Source organism: Rhodococcus sp. T7 (assembly GCF_009872365.1).
GTDB lineage: Bacteria > Actinomycetota > Actinomycetes > Mycobacteriales > Mycobacteriaceae > Rhodococcus_F.
The window spans coordinates 18,632-39,936 of record NZ_WXYH01000362.1; the positions used below are offsets into that span (position 1 = coordinate 18,632).

Genomic DNA, 21,305 nt, shown 5'->3' on the forward strand with positions numbered 1-21,305 from the left:
ATTCATACCTACGCACCGAAGGAAGGCGCGGATGTCGAACCCTCAACTGCCCCAGCCGATCAACTACATCGCCGACGAGTGGTCCGAGTGCCGGACGATCCCGGACGCGTGGAATCTCGACCCCAACACGGGCCAACCGGTCCACCGCACCGTCACCACCGGCCCGGACGACGTGGAGCGCGCACTGCGGCACGCCGAGCGGTCGTACGGCTTCGAACGCTGGGACGACGCGGCGAGCGAGGAACGCGCGGCGGTCATCGAGCGTGCGGCCGACATCGTCGAGGCCCGGATCGAGGACATCGCTCGCACCGATGCCCTTACCAGCGGCGTCCCGATCGCGAAGGCCCGGATGGTCGCGCAGTTCCTCCCGTACCGGATCCGCTCGTCGGCGGCGGATCTGCGCGCCGTCCCGCGTCGCACGGCGTTGGAGGCCGGGGGCCGCGACGTGCGGCTGTACAAGGTCCCGTGGGGCCCCGCCGCGATCCTCACCCCGTGGAACGGCCCGAGTTTCATCCCCGCCGCGAAGATGGTGAGCGCCCTCGCCGCCGGTTGCCCGGTCATCCTCAAACCGTCCGAGCATGCGCCGAGCAGCGCCCAGATCATCGTCGAATGCTTCGTCAAGGCCGGGCTGCCCGACGGTGCGCTGCAGCTCGTCCACGGCGCGGGCGACGTGGGCGCGGCGATCACCGGCGATCACCGCGTGAAGATCGTCTCCTTCACCGGCGGCCCGAACGCCGGCCGCGCGATCGCTCGTGCGGCCGCGGAGGACTTCAAGGTGCTCCAGCTCGAGCTCGGCGGCAACAACCCGGCCCTCGTGCTGGACGACGCCGACATCGACGTGGCCGCCGACGGGATCCTCGACGGGATGACCAAGCTCAACGGTCAGTGGTGTGAAGGCCCCGGAAAGGTGCTGGCGCACAAGAGTCTCGTCGCGCCGCTCCTGGAGGCGCTGCTCGATCGCATCTCCCGCATCGACATCGGGCACTCGCTCGACGAGAACACACAGCTGGGTCCGATCTCGAACGCCCCGCACTTCGCCACGCTGCAGAGCCGGATCGAGGCGCTGCGGGCCCACGGCGGGACGATCCATCAGCCCGCGAAGCTCCCCGCACTCGACGGGTTCTTCCTTTCCCCCACCGTCGCTTCGGGAGTCGACGCGTCGGTCGCAACTGCCGAACTGTTCGGGCCGCTCGTCAGCCTGCACGCCGTGGAGTCCGACGAGGACGCCTTGCGCGTCGCCAACGCGAACCCGTCGGGTCTCGACGCGTACGTGTTCGGTGGCGACCTGGACCGCGCCATCGACGTCGGATCCCGGGTGCTTTCGGGCGAGGTGCGGGTGAACGGTGCCAAGGTCGCCGATCTCGCCGACGGTTCGGCACAGAGCTTCTGGGGTGCCTCCGGAATCGGCGGCCATGCCCCCGGGGAGTCTGTCCGGGTGTTCTGCGGCGATCGCGTGGTCGGCGTCGATTCTCCCGACCTTCCCCTGTAGCGAGCGCGACTACTTTCGCGTCACCCCTTGACTGTGACCGGTACCACTGGTCTACTCAACTAAGTCACTTGATCCAGTCGTTTGACCAAAACAACGAAAGCGACAGCATGAACTCCACCTCCACCTCAGCCAGCGGGATCGTCGATGTCATCGGCGTCGGTGCCGGCTTCACCGGCCTCTACCTCTCGCACCGGCTCACGAACGCCGGGTGGACCTTCGCGGGCTTCGAGGCCGGCCCCAGCGTCGGCGGCACCTGGTTCTGGAACACCTATCCCGGAGCCCGCTGCGACGTCGAAAGCATCTACTACTCCTACTCGTTCGACGAGGCGCTCCAGCAGGAATGGACGTGGAGCCAGCGATTCGCGCCGCAGGCCGAAATCCTCAGCTACATCGAACACGTCGCCGACCGCTTCGACCTGCGCAAGCACTTCACGTTCGATACCCGCGTGGTCGGCGCGACATGGAACGCGGCCGACCGGCTGTGGGAGGTGCGGCTGGACGACGGCGAGACGCGCCGCAGCCGCTACCTGATCTCGGGTGCAGGCGGCCTGTCCACCCCCAAGGACTTCGACGTGCCGGGCCTCGAGAACTTCGCCGGACTGCAGGTGTCCACCAGCCGGTGGAACATCTCGCTCGACGACCTCGCAGGCAAGCGCGTCGCCGTGATCGGCACCGGATCGTCGGGCGTGCAGGCCATCCCATTGATCGCGGAGGTCGCGGAGCACGTCACGGTGTTCCAGCGCACACCGAACTACGTGATGCCTGCCCGCAACACCGAACTCTCCACGGAGCAGGTCGAATCCGTCAAGGTCGACTACCAAGCGATCCGCGAGGAATGCCGGCACTCGCTCGGCGGCATCCCCGAGCGCCCCGTGGCCGACAAGGCCTTCGACGTATCGGCCGAGGAGCGTCAGCGGCGCTACGAGGCGGCCTACGAACTCAGTGGTTTCAATGGTGTCGGCGCCGAGTTCACGGACCTGCTCACCGACATCGAGGCGAACCGGACCGCCTCGGAATTCATCCACGACAAGATTCGCGAGATCGTGAAGGATCCGGCCACCGCCGAGTTGCTGGTGCCCAGATACCACCCGCTGGGCGCCAAGCGCAGCTGCTTCGGAACGGACTACTACGAGACCTTCAACCGGCCCAACGTGTCGTTGGTGTCGCTGCGCGACGAGCCGCTCGAGACGATGACCGCGAACGCGATCGTCACATCGAAGGGCACGTACGAGGCGGATGCCGTCGTGCTCGCCATCGGGTTCGACGCCTTCACCGGCCCGCTCTACGGGCTCAATCTCACCGGCGCGTCCGGCACGAAGCTGCAGGAGGCCTGGCGCGACGGTGTCCGCACCTACCTCGGGATCATGACCGCGGACTTCCCCAACTTCTTCATGGTGGCGGGCCCGCAGAGCCCCGCGCTCGCGAGCAACGTGGTGATGTCCATCGAGCAGAGTGTGGACTGGATCGCAGACCTCATCGAGCACGCCCTCGACGCCGGCGCGACGCTGGTGGAGGCCACCGTCGAGGGCCAGAACGACTGGGTCGACATCACCGAGGAGACCGTCGCCGCCACCCTGTACGCCACCACCGATTCCTGGTACCGCGGCTCCAACGTCGAGGGCAAGCCCAACACGTTCATGGGCTACCTGGGCGGTGTCGGCAAGTACCGCCGGATGTGCACCGAGATCGCCAAGCGCGGCTACCCCGGCGTCGAGATCGACGGCGAAACAGTGTCCCGTCAGCTCGGCCCCATCCACCGGGAGATCTCGTGAGTACTGCAGTCCACCGGCGATACGTCGCCTTTTCCGACGCGCACTACGCGGGCAATCTCGTCGACGGCGCCTACGCCCTGAAACTCTTCGGCGACGTCGGCACGAACCTGTCGATCGAGCTGGACGGCCACGAGGGCCTGTTCGCCGGCTACTCGTCCGTCGAGTTCCTCGCCGCAGTCCGCGGCGGTGATGTCGTCGAGGCCGAGGCCAAGCTCGTGAAGAAGGGCAATCGCAGCCGCACCGTCGATTTCGAGCTCCGTGTGATCTGCCGAGCCTCCGGCGACACGGGCCGATCGCAGGTCCTGGAGCATCCATTGGTCGCGGTGCGCGCTCGCGGCACCGCGGTCATCCCTGCAGACGCGACGGAGTAGTGACGATGAGACTGATTCACGAGACCGGCTGGGCCGCAACGCCTACCACTGTCGAACAGCCCCTGACCGGTGACATCGACTGCGACGTGGTCGTGATCGGTGGCGGCGGGGGCGGCATGTCGGCCGCACTCCGCCTCGCCGACAAGGGTGTCGACGTGGTGCTTCTCGAGGCGAAGACCCTCGGCTGGGGCGCCAGCTCCCGCAACGCCGGATACATCACGAATTCGATCGCCGCCGATCCGGAGCTGCTGGGACTGTTGCTCAAACCCGAGCGGTTACGCAACCTGTACCGGTACGCCGAGAACGCGGTGCATTTCGCCGAGGGCGCCATCAGTCGCCACGGAATCGACTGCGGCTACCAGTCGGAGGGCATCGTGATGGCCGCCGTGTCCAAGGGCCAGTTGCGGCACGCGCGCCGCAACGCGAAGGTCCTGGCCGACGCCGGATCTTCGGCCGAATTCATCGAGGGCCCCGAGGCGGGGCTGCCGCAAGGCTTCCTCGGCGGAATGCGCGAGGGCGTCGGCGGCACCCTCAACCCGGGTGAGTTCGTCCTCGGCCTGCGGGCCGCGACGATCGCGTCCGACGTGCGCGTCTACGAGCACACCCCCGCCCACGACGTCACGGACACCGGCGGCGGCGTCACCGTCGACACCCCGGAGGGACGTGTCCGGGCCCGCAAGGCGCTGCTGACCACCAACGCCTACAGCGCGGGCCTGTCGATCGCGCCGAAGAACCTCGCCACCCCGGTGTGGACCTCCCTGGTCGAGACCGAACCCGTCGCACCCGAGCGGCTCGACGAGATCGGCTGGACCAGCCGCGCCCCGATGGTCACGTTGCACATGATCCTCGAGAGCTACCGCGTCACCCGACGCGGCACCATCGTGTTCGGGACCCGCCGCGTTCAGACCGGCCGCAACCCACTGCCCGACCGCACCCCTGCGCGGAACGTCGCCGACGACCTCGTCCGCGGATTCCACGACCGCTTTCCCGGTCTGCGTGACATCGAGCCGCAGAAGGCCTGGGGCGGCTGGATCGGCATGAGCTCTACATGGCTCCCAGTCGCCGGCGAGGCCTCCGACAACGTGCTCTACTCGCTCGCCTGCAACGGCCACGGCTTCGCCCAGGCGCAGTACGTGGGCCACCTGCTCGCGGACCGCATCTGCGACGCGCCGCTGCACGACGACCTTGCGGCGATCTGGCGCGGCCGCAAGCGCTTCCGGCCCAGCCTCGTCAGCGGCCCCGTGCTGCATGCAGGCTGGCTCGCCGACCGCGCCTCCGACCGCCTGGCCGCCCTCACGAAATAGCCATCGCCGCCCGTCCGGACGGCTGATGTCACATCCAAGGAGAAAAACATGTCCATCCGAGAACTGCTCTTTGCGGTCGCGGACATCTGGATGATCGCCGTCGGATTCACCTACGGGATCAAGTTCATCCGGAACTACAAGAACTACCTGCTCGGCATCGAGTGGATGATCGTCGCGACGTCGGGTTCGAACTTCCTGATCTACGGTCTCATCAAAGCCGGTCACGACAGCCCGATGTACACGTTCGCCTACTTCCTGGATGCCTTCTCCCGGTCCGTCGGGATCACGCTGATCCTGGTCCTCGGACTGATGAAGGTCACTCACCGGTACAAGCCGTCCGTGGCGGTGGACATCGGCGCGTTCGCCCTCGCGGCCGTGGTGGGATTCCTCCTCAGCCAGTTCGCCGAGCAGATCGGCGTTCCCGGCAAGATCTTCTACATCGTGGTCAACGTGCTCACCACGATCTTCCTCATCTACTTCGTCACGCGCCTGTGGGGTATCGGCGAGCGCGGGCACGCTGTGTGGGCCGGCGTCGCCACCGCCTGCGGATTCGTCATCGCCTCGACCTACGACTTCGTCCACATCCCGGGCGACGACGCGGAGCACACGATCTTTTACATCTTCGCGCTGTCCACGTGGGGCCTGCAGATGTTCGCGTACTTCCGCGCGTACCGGGCGTTCGACGCTCACAACAAGCGCGTCGACGCCCAGGCGGTCAGCGGCGGCGCTTCGGTCACGGCTTGAGCCGCCCCGTGACCACCGCAGTACCGAGGCCACCAGTTTTCGACAGTCAGGAACCGAAATGACAACGCACGTCCAGGAAGAAACCACCGAGGTGGTCGTCGTCGGCGCCGGAATGGCGGGTTTGACGGCGGCGACCACGCTGTCGCCGAAGGCCGACGTGGTTGTGCTCGAATCCACCGATCGCGTGGGCGGACGAGTCGAGACCGTCCGGCAGGGCGACTACTGGGTCAACGTCGGCACTCAGTTCACCGAGGGCACAGGCACACTCATCGATGCCCTCGACCGGCACGGCATCGAGATGGGTTCGCTCGCAGGCAAGAGCGTCGCGCTGTACCTGAACGGTGGGGTGGTCGACACCTCGAATCCCGTCGCGCTCATGTTCCGCACGCGGATGACCATGATGGACCGCATCGGCATGGCCATCGTCGGTGCACGCATCCTCTCGGTCATGCCGTTCCTGGAGTCGCAGAGCCGCCTCGCGCAACGGGTTCGCGCCAAACTCGACACCAAGCTGGCGTCGTACCTCCTGAAGGGTGTCCGGTCGGAGCTGGCCGCCGCCGTCGTCCGGTCGTGGTCCGCGCAGTGGATGGGATGCGAGGTGGAGGAGACGGCCGCCACCCAGTTCGTCACCTCGGTCGGCCTCGCGTTGGCCGACCCGGAGAAGATCCCGAACTTCTCGCTGCCGGTGGGTGGCAACCAGACGTTGACCGACGTGCTGGCGGAGGATCTGGGTGACCGGATCCGGCTGAACTCGGCGGTGCAATCGGTGCGGCAGGACGGCGACGGCGTCGTCGTCGACTATCTCGACGGTGACCGGCCGGTGCGGCTGCGGGCGAAACGCGCGATCGTGACCACACCCGCCGATATCACCGAGCGGATCATCCCGGACCTCCCGCAGCAGCACCGGAACGCTTTCAACGACATCACCTACGGCCGGTACGTGATCGTCGGATTCTTCACCGACGAAGTCGGGCCGCAGCGCTGGGACGACTATCTCGGTGTCTCGACGCCGCAATTGTCGTTCCAGGCGATGTTCAACCACGCCGCGGCGATGCGGAACGGCGACGATCGCAAGCCGGGCGGAGCACTGGCCTGTTTCGCCGGCGGCACTCAGGCCGACGCGATGTTCGACCTGTCCGACGAAGAGATCGTGTCGCGATTCGAGAAGGACCTGCTCGCAGTGTTTCCCGAGCTGGACGGGAAGCTAGGCGAGGGCATCGTGCGGAAGCACCGTCGGGTCGTGCCCTTCTGGGCGCCCGGCCGGAGGAACTCGCTTCCGACGTTGCGTGATCCGCTCGGAACCATCCACCTCGCCGGCGACTACCAGCTCGACATGCCGTCGCTCGCCGACGCAGCCACGTCGGGCGAGCGCGCGGCGAAGGCGGTACTGGCGAGCCTGAGCCGCCGGCGATAGGCACGCGCGCGGCATTGTCAGGGAGGGCTCGGTTCAGCGTTTGGACCCGCAACCGGGCCCCGCGATCCATGCCCTGCACCGGGCCACCAGCCAAGTTGGCAGCGCCATCAGGGCAGTAGCCGATCGATCTCGAAAGCCAGGCAGAGTTCGGCGACATCTCTTGGCCGCGACAGCGATTTACCGGTCCACTCCTCGATGCGGTGGAGGCGATGCCGCACGGTGTTCGGATGGCAGTAGATCTTCGCAGCGGTCTCGTTCGCCGAACCACCGGTATCGAGCCACGCCGCGAAGGTGTCCACCAGGATTTTGCGCTCCTCGGGTGGCAGGTCGTCGATTGGTCCGAGCACGGACTTCCCGATCCGTTTCATGGCCTCGGGTGCGCTGACGGCGGCGAACGCGAGAGCAGACCCGCCGAAGACCGAGACCAAGGAGTCGCCGGACGGTCTCTCGCCGGTGGCTATCCGGGCGAGTCGTAGTGCTTCGCTGGTCTCGCTGAGGTCGTCGAATTGTGGGCTGATGCCGACGCGCGAGGTGGCAACGGTGTCGAGGATATCGATCAGCTCGTGAAGGATGTCGGGGCGGCGGAGGAAGACGATGCCGACCTGGAGGTCGGGTAGCAGTCGCCAAGCCGAGCGGATGTCGCGGACGTCGAGCTTGCGTGCGATTTCCGGGAGGCCGAGTTTGCCGATGGCGGGAACCTGCGCTGCCACAACGACATACGGTCCAGATGTCGGTAACCGCAGGAGGTCGGCTGTCTCCCACAGACTCTGTATGTCGGTGATGCGGTGGAACAACAAGGCTTCCACGAGCGCCGAACGTTCCTCTTCGTGGTTGAGAACCTGAATCGTCTGCTGGTGCCGGTACGCGTCGGTCATTGCCTGGGTGAACATGTCCTGGGCGATGAGGATCTGCGAGGTGGCGTTCAGGATCGCCTCGGGCGGCACCCCGCTACTTCTCGCGTCGGTGACCATCTTCTCCCACATGAAGCGGAAGCCGACACGGTACGCCGCCATCACCGCCGGCAATGGGACGCCGGCCAGCGCCCGGGCGGTCCCGGTCGCTTCCGCTGCGGAGGCGTCCATATCGGTGTCTCCGGCCAGCGCATGAAAGACGAAGGTCATGTTCGCGCTGCAGCTGCGCTGGATATCGTCGGTGCTCACGAGGGTGTTCGACCGGTAGTAGTCGATGTCGCGACGGATGACCGCGGCCATCGCGGCACCGAGCTCGCCGGCACGGGCCAGCATCGCGTCGGCGACTTCGACGAGGGGTGGATCTGGTCGTCCCTCCATACCGACACGATAGGCCGAATCGACGCCCGTTGTGAGCGCACACACCGGCGGCCCGTTGACGTTGTTCCCGGGGCCATCGACTCAGGCGGCGGCGGGAGTCACCCTTGAATCACCGGCAAAACGCCAACAGTCACCGGAGGTCCTCTTGTCCAATCTGAGTCTGAATCTTGTTGCCTCAGCACGAAAATACCCGGATAAGGTGGCGCTTCGATGCAACGATCAGGAGTTCACGTTCACCGAGTTCGACGCGGCGGCCGCGCGAGTCGCCACCTTCCTCGACCGCGAAGAAATCGCGGCCGGCGATCGGGTCGGGCTGATGCTGCCCAATACGCCGGCGTTCGCGCTGGCCTTCTACGGCATCCTGCGCAGCGGTGCCATCGCGGTGCCCATGAACCCGTTGCTCAAGTCCCGCGAGATCGAGTTCTACCTTTCCAACACCGGGGCGACAGCTCTTTTCGCGACGCCGACCTTCGCCGCGGAGGCCGCCGCGGCCGCCGCGGCAGCCGGAGCGAAATGCTGGCTGGTCGACGATGCCGATCTGGTGAGGCTGACGGCGGATCTGCCCGAACAAGCGAGTCCGGTCGACCGCGCCGACACAGACACCGCCGTCGTCCTGCACACGTCGGGGACGACCGGAAGGCCGAAGGGGGCCGAGCTCACCCACGGCGGCCTCGACCGCAACCAGGATGTCGCCGCGAACACCCTGATCGAAGTGGGGCCCGACGACGTGGTGATGGGGTGCCTGCCGCTCTTTCACGTCTTCGGTTTGACTTGCGGGCTGAACACCTCGGTGTCGGCGGGGGCGACGCTCACACTGATCCCCAGATTCGACCCGCACACGGCCATCGAGGTGATCGAACGCGACGCAGTCACGGTGTTCGAGGGCGTGCCGACGATGTTCTCGGCGCTGCTCGGTGAGACGAGGAGATTTCCTTCTTCGGCGACGGCGTCCCTTCGCGTCTGCGTATCCGGCGGCGCCTCCCTGCCGGTTCAGGTTCTCACCGACTTCGAGCGGATGTTCGGTGCCACGATTCTCGAGGGATACGGGCTGTCCGAGACCTCCCCGGTCGCGTCCTTCAACCACCCGCACCGCGAGCGCAAGCCCGGATCGATCGGTACCCCGGTCGAGGGTGTCGAGATGCGGATCGTCGACCTGATGGGCCACGAGGTCCCGCAGGGCGAGCTCGGCGAGATCCAGATCCGGGGCCACAACGTGATGAAGGGGTACTGGAACCTGCCGGAAGCGACGGCGTCGGCACTCTCGGCCGATGGCTGGTTCTCGACCGGTGACGTCGGGAAGGTCGACGAAGACGGCTATTTCTACATCGTCGACCGCAAGAAGGACCTGATCATCCGCGGTGGTTTCAATGTCTACCCCCGGGAGATAGAGGAGGTGCTCTACGAGCATCCGGTGGTGGTCGAGGCTGCGGTCGTCGGTCTTCCGCACGACTCACTCGGCGAGGAGATCGGCGCTGCGGTCGTCCTCGAGGTCGGCGCACACGTCGATCCCGCCGAGCTGCGCGACTTCGTGAAGCAGCGCGTCGCCGCCTACAAGTATCCGCGCCGGGTGTGGATCGTCGACAGTCTCCCGAAGGGAGCGACCGGCAAGATTCTCCGCCGCGAGGTAACCGTTCCGACCACCGAAAGCGCCAAGTAGTCATGACGAACCCGACCACCAACCCGACCACGAGCCCCGATGAGCTCGCCGCACCTTTGGACCTACTGCTGACCAGCTCCACCCGAGGATTCGTCGGCCGAATGCTCCCGAACGGGGCCTGGGCCCGCTCCGCGGTGAATCTCACCAAACGGCAGCGCACACTCGCTCACCGCGGCACCACGCTGGCCCGCGAACTGGGCACGATTGCCGTCGGGACCTGCGAACGCGCCCCCGCGAAGGGTGACAAACGCTTCGTCGATCCGGCGTGGCAGGGCAACCCCCTGCTCAAGCGAACCATGCAGGCGTACCTGGCGGCGGCGGAGACGGCCGACAAGCTGTTCGACGATGCCCAGTTGGATTGGCGCGACGCGGAGAAGATGCGGTTCGTTCTCGACAACATCGTCGAGGGGCTGGCGCCGACCAACAACCCCTTGATCAGCCCGGTCGGCTGGAAAGCAATGATCGATACCGGCGGACTGAGCGCCGTGCGCGGAGTGAAAGCCTTCGCCCGCGACATGCTGTCCCAGCCCAGGATTCCGGCGATGGTGGATCCCGACGCGTTCACCGTCGGCGAGACCGTCGCCACCACCAAGGGGGCGGTGGTGTTGCAGACCCGGGCGTTCGAGCTGATCCACTACGCACCTCAGACACCGAAGGTGCGCTCGATTCCGCTGCTGATGATCCCGCCGGTGATCAACAAGTACTACATCATGGACATCGCTCCCGGTCGCAGCATGATCGAGTATTTCCTGCAACAGGGCCAGCAGGTCTTCGCGATCTCGTGGCGCAATCCCCAAGCCCGACATCGTGACTGGGACGTCAATACGTACGGCGCGGCGATCATCGAGGCGCTCGATGCGGTGCAGAAGATCGCCGGGACCGACAGCGCGCACCTACTGGCGACCTGCTCGGGTGGCATCCTCGCCGCCATGACCGCCGCCCACCTCGCTGCGATCGGCGAGGGTGATCGGATCGCCGGACTCACGCTCGCCGTCACGGTGCTCGACCAGAACAGGGCCGGCTTCGCCTCGGCCGCAATGAGCGAGCGCGCAGCGCAGGCCGCCATCCGAGCATCGAGGTCCAAGGGATACCTCGACGGACGGGCGATGGCCGAAGTGTTCGCGTGGCTGCGGCCGACCGACCTGGTGTGGCGGTACTGGGTGAACAACTACGTGCAGGGCCGCTCGCCTGCAGCCTTCGACGTGCTGTTCTGGAATGCCGACACCACCCGGATGGCGGCCGCGCTGCACCGCGACCTGGTGCTGATGGGATTACGCAACGCGCTGACCACTCCCGGGGCGGTGAGCATGCTGGGAACCCCGGTCGACCTGTCGAAGGTCACCGCGGACTCGTACGTCATCGGCGGTGTCGCTGATCACATCTCACCCTGGCAGGCCTGCTACCGCAGTGCCCGGCTGCTCGGCAGCAAGGACAATCGGTTCGTCCTCTCGTCGAGCGGCCACATCGCGGCACTGGTCAACCCGCCGGGCAACCCCCGGGCCTCGTTCCGGATCGGCCAAGTCGATCAGGACACGGCCGAAGATTGGGTGCAGACGGCCGAGCAGGCCACCGACTCGTGGTGGCCGGACTACATCAGCTGGCTGGCCGACCGCAGCGGTCCCGAAGTCGACGCCCCGCGCACCCTCGGCGGGCCGGGCTATGCACCCCTCGCCCCAGCGCCCGGCACCTACGTGCACCAGAACTGACACCACCCGAGAGAAGACGATGACCACACATATCGCCAACCCGGCAGACTTGCTCGACCTGACCGGACAGACCCTCGGAACCACCGCGTGGTTCGAAATCGGCCAGGAGCAGGTGAACCTTTTCGCCGACGCGACCGGCGACCACCAGTGGATTCACACCGACCCCGAACGCGCCGCCCGCGGGCCGTTCAAGGGGACGATCGCGCACGGCTACCTGACGCTCTCGCTGGCCCCGCGAGTGCTCACCGATGTCCTGACCATCGACAACGTGCAGGCCGCGCTGAACTACGGGCTCAACAGGGTGCGGTTCCCCTCGCCGGTGCCGGTCGGTGCCAAACTCCGGGCAACGGTGACCGTCACGTCGGCCCAGCACAAGCCCGCCGGCGTCGAGGTGGTGTTCGGACTGACCTACGAGGTCGACGGCACCGAACGCCCGGCCTGCATCGCCGATGTCGTGGTGCTGTACCGATGAACGCGGCCATCGAGGCCGAGAGATTCGTCGCGGCCGCCGGTCAGCGGATCCGTGTCAGCATCCGTCCCGGATCCGGCACCCGGCGTGTGCCGCTGGTCTTGTGCAACGGCATCGGGGCCAGCTACGAGGTGCTCGATCCGTTGGTGGCGCAGCTGGATCCAGAGAGCACCGTGATCCGGTTCGACGTTCCCGGCACCGGCGGATCCCCCGCGTCCGTCGCCCCCTACGGGTTTGCCTACCTGGCCTGGGTGCTGGGGCGGGTGCTGACCAAACTCGACCTCGGCGTCGTGGACGTGCTCGGGTTGTCCTGGGGTGGGGCGCTGGCACAGCAGTTCGCCGTCCAGAATCCGCGCCGGTGCCGGCGACTGGTCCTGGCCGCGACCGGCACCGGCGCAGTGATGGTTCCCGGCAACCCGCGGGTGCTGGCCAAGATGCTGACACCGCGCAGGTTGCGCGACCCGGCCTACGCGGCCTCGATCGCCGGCGAGCTGTACGGCGGCACCGCGCGCCGGCAGGGCGACGACGTTGCCGGGCTCTTCCTCCAGCAGCTGCACGCCGGATCGAAGATCGGCTACTTCCATCAACTACTCGCCGGAGCGGTGTGGACGAGCCTGCCCCTGCTGCCCGCGATCAGGCAGCAGACCCTCCTCGTCGCGGGTACCGACGACCCGATCGTGCCCGTCGTCAACGCCCGCATCATGAATCAGCTGTTGCCACATTCAACCGTCCATCTGCACTCCGGCGGACACATCGACCTGGTCACCAATGCCACCGAACTCGCGCCGGTGATCACCACCTTCCTTCACGACCCAGGAGTATGCCCATGAGCCCCGGTCCGAACATCGACACCTCGGATTTCTATGCATTCGAACAGATGCTCTCCGATTCCGAGCGCGCAATGCTGCACTCCGTGCGCGATTTCATGACCACCGAGGTCGACCCGATCATCAACACACATTGGAATGCCGGGACCTTCCCATTCGAGATCGTGCCCGGACTCCGGAAACTCGGCATCGCCGGCGTGCCCTACCAGGGTCATGGCTGTGCCGGACGGAGCTACCTGCTCGACGGGATGATTGCGATGGAGCTGGCCCGCACGGATTCCTCGATCGCCACCTTCAACGGCGTGCACGGCGGCCTGGCGATGGGGTCGATCTACCTGTGCGGTTCGGACGAACAACGCGAACGCTTCCTCCCAGCGATGGCACGGTACGAGCAGATCGGATCCTTCGGGCTGACCGAACCCGACGTCGGCTCCGGTGCGTCGGGCGGGCTCACCACCACCGCCGAACGCGACGGTGACACCTGGACCCTGAACGGGCAGAAGAAATGGATCGGCAACGCGACGTTCGGCGACCTCACGGTCATCTGGGCCAAGGACGTCGCCGACGGCCAGGTGAAGGGATTTGTCGTCGACAACTCCTCGCCCGGATTCACGGCGGACAAGCAGGAGCACAAGATCGCCCTTCGGATCGTGCAGAACGCGCTCATCACCCTCGACAACGTGCGGGTTCCGGAGCACAACCGCCTACAGGGCGCGAACACGTTCAAGGACACCGCCGAGGTGCTACGACTGACACGCGCGGGCGTGGCCTGGATGGCGGTCGGATGCGCGCGCGGCGCATACGAAAACGCGCTGAGATATGCCTGCGCTCGTGAACAGTTCGGCCGGCCGATCGGCGGCTTCCAGCTCGTGCAGGATTTGCTGGTGCGGATGCTCGGAAACATCACCTCGTCCTTGGCCCTGTGCGCACGGCTGTCCCAGTTGCAGGATCAGGGGCACGCCGAAGACCGGCACTCATCGCTCGCCAAGGCATTCTGTACGGTCCGCATGCGTGAAACCGTCGGCTGGGCGCGGGAGCTGATGGGCGGCAACGGAATACTCCTGGAACACAACGTAGGCCGATTCGTCGCCGACGCGGAAGCGATCTACTCGTACGAGGGAACCAGGGAAATGAACACCCTGATCGTCGGACGGTCGTTAACCGGACAAAACGCCTTCGTGTGATGCCCGCGCCCGTGATCGCCGGAGAGCCTCGACGAATCAGTCTTTTCGCCTGACCGTCGAGCCGGACAACGGGCCGTGTGGGAGTCGCATGCATCCGAGTTCACCGAACTGCTCGGTGCCGGGCGCGGGCAGTCGGTGACACCGAAATCGCGCAACGCGTGCCGACGGAGGCGCCGGCCGCGATGCGGGTCACGCGGTCCACGCACGGGCCTGACAGAATCACCACGTGTCGTGGAATCAACCAACAATCACCGGCTGGACGGCCCGGATCAACGACGACCTGTCCTCGGTCACGCTGATCGATCCGTCGCATATCACTCGCGTCACACTGCGCCCGGGACCCGGTGACGAGTTCACCGCTACCGACCAAATGGCCGGAAGGATGCGCCGCAAGTACAAAAGAGCCGAAGTCACCCTCCCCGGCCGCGCATACACACTTCGGCACACGTCCGGCCGCAAGGCGACCGCTGAGCGTGACGGAACACCGCTCGCAGAACTCGTACGGGGACGCGGACTCCGCTCTGTCGGCGTCACGCGCATCACCCACGCGCACACCGACCACCTGGACGAGTTGATCTGGACCGTCTTCGAAAGGTGATTGTCCCCGGCCGCCGCGGGGCCATCGACGAATTCGTATCAAGTCTCAGCGGAGTCTGAGTGCCCGCAGTGTGATCGGGCCACGCCAGTTCGATTGCCTTTCCGTACAGTTTCAGACGTCACGACTCGGTGCAGGTGTGACTCGGCTCACGCTGTGTTGAACCACCTGTGGCCGAATGCGTCAAAGCCGACACGCTTGATGCTGCAGGGGCCGAGGCATTTCGGAGGGTGGTGGGAATCGACTTTCGGGAGAGAGTTGCGCTGCGGAGCCCGGATCATCGTGTTGGTCTGCTCGGATAGGTAATAATTGGAGGCGTCGAAAAGTCAGCTCAGGTGAGCTTTCTGACTACCGAGCGAAGTTTGCCGTTACTGTGTGCGTTCGACGATTGCCCAGCGAAGAAGGAGAACAAGATGGCCCAATCACCGACGGGTTCGAAAGATTCGGCGAAGACGACCAGAGAGATTCGCGAGTGGGCGATTGGTGCGGGTCTTGATGTGTCCTCCCGCGGTCGGATTCCGGCTGAGGTCGTGAAAGCTTTCGAGGACGCCCAGGTAAAGAAGGTTCAGACGAAGACGGCTCCGGCGAAGACGACCAAGGAGATTCGCGAGTGGGCGGTCGGTGCGGGTCTTGATGTGTCGCCCCGCGGTCGGATTCCCGCTGAGATCGTAATAGCTTTCGAGGACGCTCAGCTAAAGCAGAGTCAGCCAAAAAGGGTTCCGGTGAAGAAGCTCGACGCACGGAAGCCGGTCGTGAAGAAGCCGGTCGTGAAGAAGGTGGCCGTGAAGAAGGTGGCCACGGAGAAGGTGGCCACGGAGAAGCCTGCCGCGAAGAATGCTCCGGTGGCGAGGACGACCAGTGAGATTCGGGAGTGGGCGGTCGGTGCGGGTCTGGATGTGTCCTCCCGCGGTCGGATTTCGGCAGAGATCGTAAAAGCCTTCGAAGACGCTCAGACCAAGCAGAGTCAGCCAAAGAAGCGCCAGGCAAAGAAGGTTGAGGCAACAACGGTGCCGGCGAAGAAGGTCGCCGCGGAGAAACCGGCTGTGACGAAGGTAGTTGCGGAAAAGCCTGCCGCGAAGAATGCTCCGGCGACGAAGACGACCAAGGAGATTCGGGAGTGGGCGATCGGTGCGGGTCTTGATGTGTCTGCCCGTGGTCGGATCTCGGCCGAGGTCGAGCGGGCCTTCCACGACGCTCGAGTGAAGAAGGTTCAGACAAAGAAGGTTCAGACAAAGGCGGTTCGGGCGAAGAAGGTCGCTGCGGGGAAGCCGGCTGTGAAGAAGGTAGCCGCGAAGAAGACGGCCGCGACGAAGGCTCCATCGAACAGGGCGGCGGTGAGCAAGGCTCCGGCGAAGAGGACGACCAGGGAGATTCGCGAGTGGGCGATCGGCGAAGGCCTCGCTATATCGGCCCGCGGCCGGATCTCGGCGGAGATCGTAGACGCCTTCAATCTCGCTCAGGCCAAGGCGCCGGCCGCGTAGGCAGCAACGGTGCCGTGCTGAATCTCGCGGCAATCGTGCTGCGAAACGGTCAGGTGCCGTCGAGATACCTCCGACGGTTGGCCTGCACGGTTGGCGCAGGGCAACCGTCCACTGCATTGCGCCGGAGACGGTGCTAAGCCGAGTTCGCTTGCCAGTGCCGGTAGACGTCGATGGCGTCATCGCGCGGTTCGTATCGCATGGGAAGGCGGCGTTCGTCCCAGGGTTTGGAGAACTCGTCGTAGAAGGTGGCGAGTTCGAAGTACTTGCGGTCGTCCACGTAGTAGGGCTCGTAGTCTGCGCGCGTGGTGAGGAAGACGACTTCGTCTGGTGAGCAGTAGTACAGCGAACCCAGGCACATAGGGCAGGGGTGGGCGAGGACGTAGATGGTGGCGCCGGTCAGGTGCTCGGTGCCCAGCTTGGTGCAGGCTTCGCGGATCGCGAGAATCTCTGCGTGGGCGGTGGGGTCTCCGGTCTGGGCGACCTTGTTGGGGCTCTCGGCGACGATCTCGCCGTCCTTGACGATGACGGTTGCGAACGGTCGGCCACCCGTGGAGACGTTCTGGCGGGCGAGATCGATGGTGCGTTGGACGAAGTCCATGGAGGTGTCCTCCTCGGATGAGTGGTCGGGGTGCGGGGTGGGTCGGAAGGTGCTTCCGGCCCACCCCGTCGATGTCCGGTCTGTGCAGGCTCGATGTCGGATCAGAACGGCTTCGTCGGTAGGTACTTGCCGTCCAGTGTGATCACGGCGCGCTCGCCACCCTCGGGGTCCGCAACCTTCTTCACGTCGAGTCTGAAGTTGATTGCGGAGATGATGCCGTCGCCGAATTGCTCGTGGACGAGCGCCTTGAGGGTGGTGCCGTAGACCTGGAGCATCTCGTAGAAGCGGTAGATGGTCGGGTCGGTGGGGATACCGCCAGGGATCGATCCTCGGGTCGGGACGGACTGGAGCAGCAGGGCTGCGTCCTCATCTAGGCCGAGCAGCTCAGCGACAGCCTTTGCCGACGGCTCCGGCAGAGGGTGCTGGCCGAGGACTGCGGCGGTGGTGAAGGCAACCGACAGGTCGGACGCGTCGGCGATCTGCTGCCAGGAAAGGCCCTTGCGGGTCTTGGCGTCGACAGCTGTGTTGGCGATGGCCTGACGGGCGGTCGGGTCGAACTGGTCCTGCATCATCATTGGTGCTTCTTTCCCTTTCGGGTGGACCACGTCGCGCGGATCGCGAGGTAGAAGTTGTGGGTAAGGGGAGTCAGGAAACGAGACCGAAGCCTGCGGTGGGCAGTACTTCGACTGCGCCGGTGGCGATGTCGAAGACCCAGCCGTGGAGGGTGAGCTTCTGCCCCGCCAAGGCGCGAGCAACCGAAGGGTGGGTGGCCAGGTTCGCCAGCTGCGTGAGCACGTTCTGGCGCACCAGAGCGTCGACGTCACCGGTGCCGGGGGTGCGGGCCTGGGAAGTGTCCGCGTGCCGCAGCCATGCGGCAACCGCGGGGGCACCGCTGAGGTCATGTCCCTGAGCCAGCGCGGTCATCGCGCCGCAGGCGGAGTGGCCGCAGACGACGATGTCTTTCACGGCCAGCGCCGCCACGGCATACTCGATACTCGCGGCCACGCCGTCGGTTCCGGGCGTGTAGGCGGGCACCAGGTTGCCGGCAGTGCGGATGACGAACAGGTCACCCGGCTCAGTGCCGGTGATCAACTCCGGCACGACGCGGGCATCGGAACAGCTGATGAACAGCGTGTGCGGCGTGTGATGCGAGGCCAGGTGGGCGAACAACTCCGCCTTCTCCGGGAATACGGTTTCCCGGAAATGAGCGACACCTTCGGCGAGGTCTTGCATGGGTCACTTCCTTCGGTGGTGATCAGCCCCTGTCGGCTGTGACTTCCACCCTGCACGAACTGCATCTATAGAGTCCAAGACTTGATATCCATCGAGGCAATTGTTGGCAGCTATAGTTGACCCATGGCCGCCCTCGAACTGCGCCACCTGCGCTATCTGCTCGCCGTCGCCGAGCACGGCAACTTCACCCGCGCTGCCGAAGACCTGCACATCTCCCAGCCCACGCTTTCTCAACAGATCAAGCAGCTCGAACGCACAGTGGGTGTGCAGCTACTCGACCGCACCGGCCGCAGAGTCCGGCTCACGGACGTCGGTGACGTCTACGTCGACCATGCCCGGCGTGCGCTGCGTGATCTGAGCGCCGCCGAACGCGCAGTCCACGACGTCCAAGACCTCTCGCGCGGTCACCTGCGCCTGGGTGCCACCCCCACCTTCGCGGCCTATCTCATCGGCCCACTCGTCGCCGAATTCCACACCCGCCACCCGGGTATAGTCCTGACCTTCACCGAGGCAACTCAGGACCGCATCGAATCGGCCCTGCTCGCCGACGATCTGGACCTCGGTATCGCCTTTACCGGATCCCACCTGACCGGCATCACTGCTGCCGCGCTCTTCATCGAAACCCTCGGCCTCGTCACCGGCATCCAAGACGCTGATCCGAGTCCGGAACCCCTACCCGCGCAAGCTTTACACGACCGGCAACTGGCGCTGCTCAGTGGCGATTTCGCCACCCGCAGCCACATCGACACCTACTTTGCCGAACACCGCGTCGAACCACGAATCATATTCGAGGCCAATTCGATTCAATCCATAATCGAGATCGTCCAACGCGCGTCCGTGGCCACTGTTCTACCGGACGCCATCACCCACGACCACCCCCACCTCGTCCCCGTCCTCCTCGACCCGCCCCTGCCGGCCCGTACGGTAGCCCTCCTCTACCGGCAAGGCGCCTACATCAGCACCGCCGCCCGCACCTTCACCCAGACCGCCTACGAACTCGTCGGCTCTCGCGGCTACACCTCACCGTGACGGTGACCGCTGGCGCCCCGCCCCGCCTGACGACCTCCATCCCGGACGGCGTGCTGACCGGAACTCCACGGTCCCTGGCCGAGGGCGAGAAGATCGCCGAGCGGCTGTCCTGCAGCGAAACGGTGACTCACCCGGGTGGTCGAGGACTATATGTGGGTTGTGGACGTCTTGTTCGAAGGGGAGGGCTTGCTGGAGGCCCCGCGTCCGATGCCGGACGGTTCGGTGGTGTTCGCGAACACCACCGTCGGTGGGGTGCATCGATGGTCTCCTGCCGGGGTCACCACCCTGGTGGCGCGCCGGCGGGGGATCGGCGGAATCGCGGCGCATGTCGACGGTGGACTGCTGGTGGGTGGTCGCGATCTTGTGCATGTCGGCGTCGCGGGTCTGACCACTGTGCTCGAGGTCGACGGGGCGACCGGGGTGAACGACATGACCGTCACCGCCGACGGATCAGTGCTGGTGGGGGTTCTGCGGCACCGTCCTGGCGCGGGGGAGACCGCGCCGCCGTCGGAGTTGCTGCGGATGACACCGGCAGGTTCGGTGCGTGTCGTGGTCGATGATCTGTTGTGGCCGAACGGGATCGGTGCGTCGCCGGACGGCATGACCGTGTATGTTGCGGAGTTCGCTGCCGCGCGTGTCCGGGTACTCGGCCCGGACGGAGGATCGGTATTTGCGCGGGCACCGCGCGGGGAATGTGACGGGCTCGCGGTCGACGTGGAGGGCGGCGTCTGGGTGGCACTGGGCAGTGGTGGCGGCATTGCGCGTTTCACTCCCGACGGTGTCCTCGACGAGTTGATCGACGTGTCTGGGCGTTTCGTGTCCTCACTCGCGTTCTCCGGGAGGGCGATATACGTCACGACGGTGGGCGCTCTGTTGCGTCTGGACGTCGGGGTGGAGGGGCTTGCTGTCGGGGAGGCGAGGATTCCGGTGGCCCGACATCACGTCACCGGTCATGCGCGGTAAGGCTCCTGGCCCGCGTCCTTCACGACGCGGTCGCCGACGGCGAGTTCGTTCCACAGCGTCCGATTGACCCTGACCTTCGCGGTCCGGTCGTCGTCGGTGCGGACGGTGACCCTTCGGTAGAGGTTGGAGCCGTCCAGCAGACCGCGTGACTTCTTCACGACGGTGCCGCTCCAAATGTCTTCTCGTTTCATGATGTTCCCTTCGCTCGGTGGGACACACCCCCAAGGTTATCGTTGATAATCTTGCTGTTCAAGGTATACGTTGAGGCTCATGCCGTACCCGCGACGCACGGACCGGGATTCCATCGTGTCGGCCGCGATCGAGTTGATGCAGGAGCGCGGACTCGACAGTGTCTCGCTCCGAGCGATCGCGACTCGCCTCGGCGTTCGTCAGCCTGGCCTCTACCACTACTTCGGCGGCAAAGCCGAGTTGCTCGACGCCGTTGCGGAGGAGATTCTGTGCCGTCGGCACACCGCTCGCCTTCCCGCCGACGGCGAAGGCTGGGACGAGTTCGTGGCCCGGAACGCGCGGAGCCTGCGCCGTGCCATGCTGAGCGTCCGCGACGGCGCCAGGCTGATCGCGTCGACGGGTTCGCGAAGTCCGAGTCTCGATATCGCGATCGAGCAAATCGCCCTGTTGGAGGGAGCGGGTTTCAGTGGTACGGACGCGGCGTTGGCTTTGATTGCCGTCTCGCGGTACACCATCGGTTCGGCGATCGAGCAGCAGACGGCGCGTGACGGGGGTGAGATTGTCATCGCCACCGATCGGACCGACGCGGCGGCGTCTCACTTCATCGACATCGCGCGGCAAGTCGTCGCCCTGGGCCAAGACCACGAGTTCGAGACCGGCCTCGCGGCCCTCCTGCGCGGACTCGACCTGCGTGCTCGGTCTGCCCCGGGAGAATGAAACAAACCATTCGGCCTGTTTTCTGGTAGCGTCGGGGCCGTCATGGTGGTCACATGACGCCGCGGACGTCTCAGGCACACGAGTCGATCACGCGAGGGGTGGGGTGCAGGTGCTGCCCGAGCTGCTGGTCGGGCGGCACCTGCACTCAACGTCGTTGGCTACAGATGACCGTCTACTGTCCTGCTGTTTCCCGCGTGCGGAGGTCCTTGCGGAGGATTTTGCCTGCGGCGGACTTGGGGACGAGGTCGATGAACTCGACCTTGCGGACCTTCTT

Annotated in this window: 21 protein-coding genes and 1 pseudogene; 16 read left to right on the plus strand and 6 right to left on the minus strand. The window is 65.8% G+C overall.

What is annotated here, in order from left to right:
- Window positions 1-31: 31 nt before the first annotated feature.
- The 6 genes from MLGJGCBP_RS37515 (at window position 32) to MLGJGCBP_RS37540 (ending at window position 7,094) form a co-directional block, all read left to right on the plus strand.
- Window positions 32-1,489 (plus strand): aldehyde dehydrogenase family protein, encoded by a 1,458-nt coding sequence (locus MLGJGCBP_RS37515; RefSeq protein ID WP_160102286.1) that lies wholly within the window; start codon window positions 32-34, stop codon window positions 1,487-1,489.
- A gap of 107 nt (window positions 1,490-1,596) precedes the next feature.
- The gene (locus MLGJGCBP_RS37520) at window positions 1,597-3,261 is read left to right on the plus strand and encodes a flavin-containing monooxygenase (protein ID WP_160102288.1); all 1,665 of its coding nucleotides are present in this window, start codon (window positions 1,597-1,599) and stop codon (window positions 3,259-3,261) included.
- The gene (locus MLGJGCBP_RS37525) at window positions 3,258-3,632 is read left to right on the plus strand and encodes a hotdog fold domain-containing protein (RefSeq protein WP_087555656.1); all 375 of its coding nucleotides are present in this window, start codon (window positions 3,258-3,260) and stop codon (window positions 3,630-3,632) included. The genes MLGJGCBP_RS37520 and MLGJGCBP_RS37525 overlap by 4 nt, the downstream gene beginning before the upstream one ends.
- Window positions 3,633-3,637: 5 nt before the next feature.
- On the plus strand, window positions 3,638-4,936 hold the full coding sequence (locus MLGJGCBP_RS37530; RefSeq protein ID WP_160102290.1) for an NAD(P)/FAD-dependent oxidoreductase: 1,299 nt from the start codon (window positions 3,638-3,640) through the stop codon (window positions 4,934-4,936).
- A 48-nt stretch (window positions 4,937-4,984) separates the two neighbouring features.
- On the plus strand, window positions 4,985-5,680 hold the full coding sequence (locus MLGJGCBP_RS37535) for a transporter (RefSeq protein WP_087555657.1): 696 nt from the start codon (window positions 4,985-4,987) through the stop codon (window positions 5,678-5,680).
- Window positions 5,681-5,738: 58 nt separating this feature from the next.
- Window positions 5,739-7,094: a flavin monoamine oxidase family protein gene (locus MLGJGCBP_RS37540; RefSeq protein WP_160102292.1), complete on the plus strand. Its 1,356-nt coding sequence runs from the start codon at window positions 5,739-5,741 to the stop codon at window positions 7,092-7,094.
- 107 nt (window positions 7,095-7,201) lie between these two features.
- On the opposite strand, the gene MLGJGCBP_RS37545 is transcribed toward MLGJGCBP_RS37540, so the two are convergent.
- Window positions 7,202-8,383 (minus strand): PucR family transcriptional regulator, encoded by a 1,182-nt coding sequence (locus MLGJGCBP_RS37545; RefSeq protein WP_160102294.1) that lies wholly within the window; start codon window positions 8,381-8,383, stop codon window positions 7,202-7,204.
- 145 nt (window positions 8,384-8,528) lie between these two features.
- On the opposite strand from MLGJGCBP_RS37545, the gene MLGJGCBP_RS37550 reads away from it, so the two are divergent.
- The 7 genes from MLGJGCBP_RS37550 (at window position 8,529) to MLGJGCBP_RS37580 (ending at window position 16,302) form a co-directional block, all read left to right on the plus strand.
- The gene (locus tag MLGJGCBP_RS37550) at window positions 8,529-10,040 is read left to right on the plus strand and encodes a long-chain-fatty-acid--CoA ligase (protein WP_160102296.1); all 1,512 of its coding nucleotides are present in this window, start codon (window positions 8,529-8,531) and stop codon (window positions 10,038-10,040) included.
- A 2-nt stretch (window positions 10,041-10,042) separates the two neighbouring features.
- Window positions 10,043-11,746, plus strand: a complete 1,704-nt coding sequence (locus MLGJGCBP_RS37555) for a PHA/PHB synthase family protein (protein WP_160102298.1) — start codon at window positions 10,043-10,045, stop codon at window positions 11,744-11,746.
- A gap of 19 nt (window positions 11,747-11,765) precedes the next feature.
- The gene (locus tag MLGJGCBP_RS37560) at window positions 11,766-12,218 is read left to right on the plus strand and encodes a MaoC family dehydratase (protein WP_160102300.1); all 453 of its coding nucleotides are present in this window, start codon (window positions 11,766-11,768) and stop codon (window positions 12,216-12,218) included.
- The gene (gene phaZ, locus MLGJGCBP_RS37565) at window positions 12,215-13,045 is read left to right on the plus strand and encodes a poly(3-hydroxyalkanoate) depolymerase (protein WP_160102302.1); all 831 of its coding nucleotides are present in this window, start codon (window positions 12,215-12,217) and stop codon (window positions 13,043-13,045) included. The genes MLGJGCBP_RS37560 and phaZ overlap by 4 nt, the downstream gene beginning before the upstream one ends.
- Window positions 13,042-14,226: an acyl-CoA dehydrogenase family protein gene (locus MLGJGCBP_RS37570; protein WP_160102303.1), complete on the plus strand. Its 1,185-nt coding sequence runs from the start codon at window positions 13,042-13,044 to the stop codon at window positions 14,224-14,226. Before phaZ ends, MLGJGCBP_RS37570 begins: the two co-directional genes overlap by 4 nt.
- A 226-nt stretch (window positions 14,227-14,452) precedes the next feature.
- A complete protein-coding gene (locus MLGJGCBP_RS37575; RefSeq protein ID WP_160102304.1) occupies window positions 14,453-14,824 on the plus strand; it encodes a hypothetical protein in 372 nt (123 codons plus the stop codon).
- 410 nt (window positions 14,825-15,234) lie between these two features.
- A complete protein-coding gene (locus tag MLGJGCBP_RS37580; protein WP_160102305.1) occupies window positions 15,235-16,302 on the plus strand; it encodes an Lsr2 family DNA-binding protein in 1,068 nt (355 codons plus the stop codon).
- A 133-nt stretch (window positions 16,303-16,435) separates the two neighbouring features.
- Here the strand turns inward: MLGJGCBP_RS37580 and MLGJGCBP_RS37585 are convergent, their stop codons facing one another.
- From MLGJGCBP_RS37585 to MLGJGCBP_RS37595, 3 genes are all read right to left on the minus strand, one after another.
- Window positions 16,436-16,900, minus strand: a complete 465-nt coding sequence (locus MLGJGCBP_RS37585; protein ID WP_160102306.1) for a nucleoside deaminase — start codon at window positions 16,898-16,900, stop codon at window positions 16,436-16,438.
- A 101-nt stretch (window positions 16,901-17,001) separates the two neighbouring features.
- A complete protein-coding gene (gene cynS / locus MLGJGCBP_RS37590) occupies window positions 17,002-17,472 on the minus strand; it encodes a cyanase (RefSeq protein ID WP_160102311.1) in 471 nt (156 codons plus the stop codon).
- Window positions 17,473-17,545: 73 nt separating this feature from the next.
- On the minus strand, window positions 17,546-18,133 hold the full coding sequence (locus MLGJGCBP_RS37595; protein WP_160102307.1) for a carbonic anhydrase: 588 nt from the start codon (window positions 18,131-18,133) through the stop codon (window positions 17,546-17,548).
- Window positions 18,134-18,256: 123 nt separating this feature from the next.
- Between MLGJGCBP_RS37595 and cynR the strand changes: the two genes are divergently transcribed.
- Window positions 18,257-19,162, plus strand: coding sequence for a transcriptional regulator CynR (cynR, locus tag MLGJGCBP_RS37600; RefSeq protein WP_160102308.1), 906 nt, complete (start codon window positions 18,257-18,259; stop codon window positions 19,160-19,162).
- A 135-nt stretch (window positions 19,163-19,297) separates the two neighbouring features.
- Complete coding sequence (locus tag MLGJGCBP_RS37605; protein WP_160102309.1) at window positions 19,298-20,125, plus strand: SMP-30/gluconolactonase/LRE family protein; 828 nt, start codon at window positions 19,298-19,300, stop codon at window positions 20,123-20,125.
- On the opposite strand, the gene MLGJGCBP_RS37610 is transcribed toward MLGJGCBP_RS37605, so the two are convergent.
- Entirely contained in the window at window positions 20,113-20,316 is a 204-nt protein-coding gene (locus tag MLGJGCBP_RS37610; RefSeq protein WP_087555669.1) for a DUF7489 domain-containing protein, read from the minus strand. The two genes, MLGJGCBP_RS37605 and MLGJGCBP_RS37610, sit on opposite strands and share 13 nt — an antisense overlap.
- A 79-nt stretch (window positions 20,317-20,395) precedes the next feature.
- Between MLGJGCBP_RS37610 and MLGJGCBP_RS37615 the strand changes: the two genes are divergently transcribed.
- A complete protein-coding gene (locus MLGJGCBP_RS37615) occupies window positions 20,396-21,031 on the plus strand; it encodes a TetR/AcrR family transcriptional regulator C-terminal domain-containing protein (RefSeq protein ID WP_087555670.1) in 636 nt (211 codons plus the stop codon).
- A 172-nt stretch (window positions 21,032-21,203) separates the two neighbouring features.
- Here MLGJGCBP_RS37615 and MLGJGCBP_RS52335 read toward each other — a convergent pair.
- Window positions 21,204-21,305, minus strand: a pseudogene (locus MLGJGCBP_RS52335) (AMP-binding enzyme); the annotation flags it as partial.

What these genes read in the sequence shown, in the direction of transcription:
- phaZ (WP_160102302.1), top strand. Translation starts at nt 12,215, where the DNA reads ATGAACGCGGCCATCGAGGCCGAGAGATTCGTCGCGGCCGCCGGTCAG.
- MLGJGCBP_RS37545 (WP_160102294.1), bottom strand. Translation starts at nt 8,383, where the DNA reads ATGGAGGGACGACCAGATCCACCCCTCGTCGAAGTCGCCGACGCGATG.
- MLGJGCBP_RS37615 (WP_087555670.1), top strand. Translation starts at nt 20,396, where the DNA reads ATGCCGTACCCGCGACGCACGGACCGGGATTCCATCGTGTCGGCCGCG.
- MLGJGCBP_RS37585 (WP_160102306.1), bottom strand. Translation starts at nt 16,900, where the DNA reads ATGGACTTCGTCCAACGCACCATCGATCTCGCCCGCCAGAACGTCTCC.
- MLGJGCBP_RS37515 (WP_160102286.1), top strand. Translation starts at nt 32, where the DNA reads ATGTCGAACCCTCAACTGCCCCAGCCGATCAACTACATCGCCGACGAG.
- MLGJGCBP_RS37610 (WP_087555669.1), bottom strand. Translation starts at nt 20,316, where the DNA reads ATGAAACGAGAAGACATTTGGAGCGGCACCGTCGTGAAGAAGTCACGC.
- MLGJGCBP_RS37555 (WP_160102298.1), top strand. Translation starts at nt 10,043, where the DNA reads ATGACGAACCCGACCACCAACCCGACCACGAGCCCCGATGAGCTCGCC.
- MLGJGCBP_RS37580 (WP_160102305.1), top strand. Translation starts at nt 15,235, where the DNA reads ATGGCCCAATCACCGACGGGTTCGAAAGATTCGGCGAAGACGACCAGA.
- cynS (WP_160102311.1), bottom strand. Translation starts at nt 17,472, where the DNA reads ATGATGCAGGACCAGTTCGACCCGACCGCCCGTCAGGCCATCGCCAAC.
- MLGJGCBP_RS37535 (WP_087555657.1), top strand. Translation starts at nt 4,985, where the DNA reads ATGTCCATCCGAGAACTGCTCTTTGCGGTCGCGGACATCTGGATGATC.
- MLGJGCBP_RS37570 (WP_160102303.1), top strand. Translation starts at nt 13,042, where the DNA reads ATGAGCCCCGGTCCGAACATCGACACCTCGGATTTCTATGCATTCGAA.
- MLGJGCBP_RS37530 (WP_160102290.1), top strand. Translation starts at nt 3,638, where the DNA reads ATGAGACTGATTCACGAGACCGGCTGGGCCGCAACGCCTACCACTGTC.
- MLGJGCBP_RS37595 (WP_160102307.1), bottom strand. Translation starts at nt 18,133, where the DNA reads ATGCAAGACCTCGCCGAAGGTGTCGCTCATTTCCGGGAAACCGTATTC.
- MLGJGCBP_RS37560 (WP_160102300.1), top strand. Translation starts at nt 11,766, where the DNA reads ATGACCACACATATCGCCAACCCGGCAGACTTGCTCGACCTGACCGGA.
- cynR (WP_160102308.1), top strand. Translation starts at nt 18,257, where the DNA reads ATGGCCGCCCTCGAACTGCGCCACCTGCGCTATCTGCTCGCCGTCGCC.
- MLGJGCBP_RS37540 (WP_160102292.1), top strand. Translation starts at nt 5,739, where the DNA reads ATGACAACGCACGTCCAGGAAGAAACCACCGAGGTGGTCGTCGTCGGC.
- MLGJGCBP_RS37520 (WP_160102288.1), top strand. Translation starts at nt 1,597, where the DNA reads ATGAACTCCACCTCCACCTCAGCCAGCGGGATCGTCGATGTCATCGGC.